The organism is uncultured Salinisphaera sp., from assembly GCF_964012375.1.
Classification (GTDB): Bacteria; Pseudomonadota; Gammaproteobacteria; order Nevskiales; family Salinisphaeraceae; genus Salinisphaera.
The window spans coordinates 1-3,579 of the sequence record NZ_CAXGSH010000165.1; the positions used below are offsets into that span (position 1 = coordinate 1).

Here is a 3,579-nt window from a genome sequence, read left to right on the forward strand (position 1 = left end):
CGAACGCGATCCGTGAGAGGTTTATGCAGAGCTTCCCTAACACGACCGGCACGGGCAACCCCCAACGAATAACGATCGGTCGGCGGCCTATCTCGCGACAATAGGCCCTGGTAAACCGTCCTTGCCTAACGCATGCGCGCGTGTATCTGTGCGCCGTGCACTTCGGTTTCGTCATCGTCCTGGGCACTGAAAACATGCACGGCGCCCTTGCCGCTGAGCTTGACCGAATACAGCGCGCGATCCGCGTTGTGCATCAGGCGGTCGGCGTTCTTGCCGTGCGCCGGATAGAACGCCAGGCCAATACTCACGCCCACACGGATATCGCCGGAGCCGCCGGCACAGGGCAAGGAGATGGGCCCGCTCAGCTGCGCCTGCAACGCCTCGCAGATGGCGATACAGGCATCCTGATTATCGATGTCTTCGAGGATGAGCGCGAACTCGTCGCCGCCAAAGCGTGCCACCGTATCGGTCTGACGGGTGTTTTCGCTGAGCCGATCGGCGATCGTTTGCAGGGTGATATCGCCCACGCCGTGGCCGAACTCGTCGTTGACGGGTTTGAACCCGTCCAGATCCATGTATCCGAGCGCGAACATGCCGCCGTTGCGCCGCGCGCGCTGCATGCTGGTGGCCAGGCGATCGAGAAACAGCAGACGGTTCGGCAAACCGGTCAAGGCATCGTGTGTTGCCAGCTGCTGGGCGCGATCCTCGGCGCGTCGCCGTTCTTCGATTTCGCGTTCGAGCTGGCTGTTGCGCTCGTCGAGTTCGGCCAGGGCTTTCTTGAGCGCGCGCCGGCTTTCATAGAGCTCGATGAAGTTGCGCACCTTGGCCGACAACAGCGACGGGTTGAGCGGTTTGGTGATGTAATCGACCGCGCCCACGTCGTAGCCCTTGAGCCGGTCCATGTCGTCGGTCGCGCCTGCGGTAACGAAAATGATCGGCGTGTGCTGGGTCGACTCTTCGCCGTGCAGCAGCTCGGCGACTTCCATGCCGTCCATGCCCGGCATTTGCACATCGAGCAGAATCAGTGCGAACTCGGTTTCGATACAGGCGGCCAGCGCGCCGTTACCGCTGTCGGCTTCGACAACGTCGACATCGAGCGTCGCCAGCACGCGGCGCATGGCCAAGCGGTTGGCGTACAGATCATCCACAACCAGGATGCGCGGGCGTGGTTGCTCGGGTGGACTATCGACAATCGGCATCATGCTATTACCGTGCAAGCCGTGAAATTACCCGCACTGCCTCTATGAGCTGGCTGGGCGTGTGCTGTCGATCGGGCTCGAACAGCCTGAGCGCGGCACGCGGCATATCAGGCGCGCTCGCCGTATCGGGGCTCTGGACGATGGTCAGCCCGCCCAGGCGATGAATCGCCCTCAGGCCCGCCGCCCCGTCGGCGTTGGCCCCGGAGAGCAGTATGCCGACCAGATGCCGCCGATATGTATCGGCCATCGCTTCGAATAATACATCGATACTCGGCCGTGCATACTGAATTCTAGGGCCGGCACACAGTGCGAACGTGGCCGTGCGTTCGACCAGCAGATGATAGCCGCCGCTGGCGACGTGTACCCGGTTCGCGGCCACGGCCGTGCCCTCGCCGGCTTCGACCACCGGCAACGTGGTATGTCGCCCCAGCACCTCGCAGAGCTCGTCCAGGTCGCGGCTGGCGGTGTGCAGACAAATCACGACCGCCAGGCGCGTCGATGCGTCCAGCCCTTCGAGCAGCCGGCAGACCACTTCGAGACTGCCCGCCGAGCCGCCAATCACCAGGGCCGCGTAATCGGCATCGCTCATGCCCAGTCCCGCTTGAGTCGGTAGATTCGTTCGTTGGCGCTGACCAGCTCGAAACGCTCGGCCGCGGGAGAGCTCGGACTCAAGGCCTCCTTGTTACCCAGCACCAGGAAGCCGCCACGCACCAGGCTGTCCGCGAACAGCGTCAGAACCCGGTCCTTGAGCGGCTGCGTGAAATAGATAAGCACATTGCGACACATGATCAGCTGGGCTTCGGCGAATACGCCGTCGGTGACCAGGTTGTGATGGGCGAATACCACCTTTTCCAGCAGCTCTCGCCGCATTCGAATGAGGTTGTAGCGAGCATGGTAGTAGTCCGACAGCCGCGCCGTGCCGCCCGAGGCCAGATAATTGCTGCGATATTCGCCCAGATTATGACGGTTGAAGATGCCTTCGGCAGCGCGCTCGAGCGCATAATCGTTGAAATCCGTGGCATAGATCTGGGAACGCTGGGTCAACCCCGCCTCGGCGAGCATGATGGCAAGCGAATAGACCTCTTCACCGTAGGCACAGCCGGCCAGCCAGATATTGATCCGCGGCCAGGACGCAAGCATGGGCAACACCTCGCTGCGCATGGCCTGAAACACTTCCGGGTCGCGAAACAGCGACGAAACCGGCACCGACAGATGCGACACGATCTCGCGTACCAGCGCCGGCTCGTAGAGCGTGCTCGGAATCAGATCGCCCACACGCTCCACGCCGAGCTTGCGGGCCAACTCCTGGGCGCGCCGTTTGAGCGAAGCCCGCGAGTACTCAGAGAAGTCGTAGCCGTGCCGCAGTTTCAGCGCGTGGATAAACGCTTCGAGCGCTATGTCTTCTGCTTCGAGTGCCTGTTCGGCTTCGGAATCCCTGGGTTTGACCATGAGCTACAGCACTTGCCCCATAAGGGCCAGCAGGGCCTGAATGTCGAGCGGTTTGGGAAGATACTCGGTGGCACCGGCCTCGATACAACGTTCGCGATCGCCCGGCATCGCCTTGGCCGTAAGCGCAATAATCGGCAGGGTTTCGTATTCGTCCATGGCACGAATACGGCGGATCGTTTCATAGCCGTCCATGCCGGGCATCATGATATCCATGAGTACGATGCTGATTTGCGGGTTCGCCGACAGCTGGTCGAGTGCCTTGAACCCGTCGCTGGCCATGAGCACCTTCAACCCCTTTTCGCGCAGCGCACGCGACAGCGCGAAGGTGTTGCGCATATCGTCGTCGACCAGCAGCGCGGTCTGACCGGCCAGATCCGAGGACACGGCGCTTTGCTCTTCGGCGCCGGCTTCGAGCACGGCGGGCGCGGTGGTACTGCGACGTTCACGCAACTGATGGAAGAATAGCGACACTTCGTCGAGCAATCGCTCCTGGGCCCGTGAGCCCTTGATTACGATGCTGTCGGTATGTACCCGCAGGCGTCGGGTTTCCTCTTCGGAAAGCTCGCGCGCCGAATAGACAACGACAGGCGGGGCCTCGTCGCGCTGCGCGATCTGCTCGAGCAGCTCGAAACCGCTGATGTCCGGCAGGCTCAGATCGAGCACCACACAGTCGAATTCCTCGGCATCCAGGCGCTCGATCGCCTCGGCGCCGTTGACCACGGCGCTGATATCGACGCTCTCGGCGCGCAACAGATGCGAGATCGCGGTATGCGCATCGCGATCGTCGTCGATGACAAGCACGCGCCGCGCCTCCCGCCCGATGAGTACCTCGGCGCGGGCAAAAAGGGTTTCCAGATCCTCCTTGGACACGGGTTTGCGCAGATAGCCCACCGCCCCCGCTTTTTGCGAATAGCCGGTGTCGTCGGCCGCC

The 3,579-nt window shown here is 62.5% G+C and carries 4 protein-coding genes; all 4 read right to left on the reverse strand.

What is annotated here, in order from left to right:
- Nucleotides 1-125 precede the first annotated feature (125 nt).
- On the reverse strand, nucleotides 126-1,199 hold the full coding sequence (locus ABNU97_RS17425; RefSeq protein WP_348767934.1) for a diguanylate cyclase: 1,074 nt from the start codon (nucleotides 1,197-1,199) through the stop codon (nucleotides 126-128).
- Between the two features lie 7 nt (nucleotides 1,200-1,206).
- Nucleotides 1,207-1,788: a chemotaxis protein CheB gene (locus tag ABNU97_RS17430; protein WP_348767935.1), complete on the reverse strand. Its 582-nt coding sequence runs from the start codon at nucleotides 1,786-1,788 to the stop codon at nucleotides 1,207-1,209.
- Complete coding sequence (locus tag ABNU97_RS17435) at nucleotides 1,785-2,648, reverse strand: protein-glutamate O-methyltransferase CheR (RefSeq protein WP_348767936.1); 864 nt, start codon at nucleotides 2,646-2,648, stop codon at nucleotides 1,785-1,787. Before ABNU97_RS17435 ends, ABNU97_RS17430 begins: the two co-directional genes overlap by 4 nt.
- Before the next feature lie 3 nt (nucleotides 2,649-2,651).
- Nucleotides 2,652-3,579 (reverse strand): response regulator (locus tag ABNU97_RS17440; RefSeq protein WP_348767937.1); only part of this gene is annotated, 928 nt, incomplete at its 5' end.

Coding starts and splice junctions, on each gene's coding strand:
- ABNU97_RS17425 (WP_348767934.1), bottom strand. CDS start 1,199: ATGCCGATTGTCGATAGTCCACCCGAGCAACCACGCCCGCGCATCCTG.
- ABNU97_RS17430 (WP_348767935.1), bottom strand. CDS start 1,788: ATGAGCGATGCCGATTACGCGGCCCTGGTGATTGGCGGCTCGGCGGGC.
- ABNU97_RS17435 (WP_348767936.1), bottom strand. CDS start 2,648: ATGGTCAAACCCAGGGATTCCGAAGCCGAACAGGCACTCGAAGCAGAA.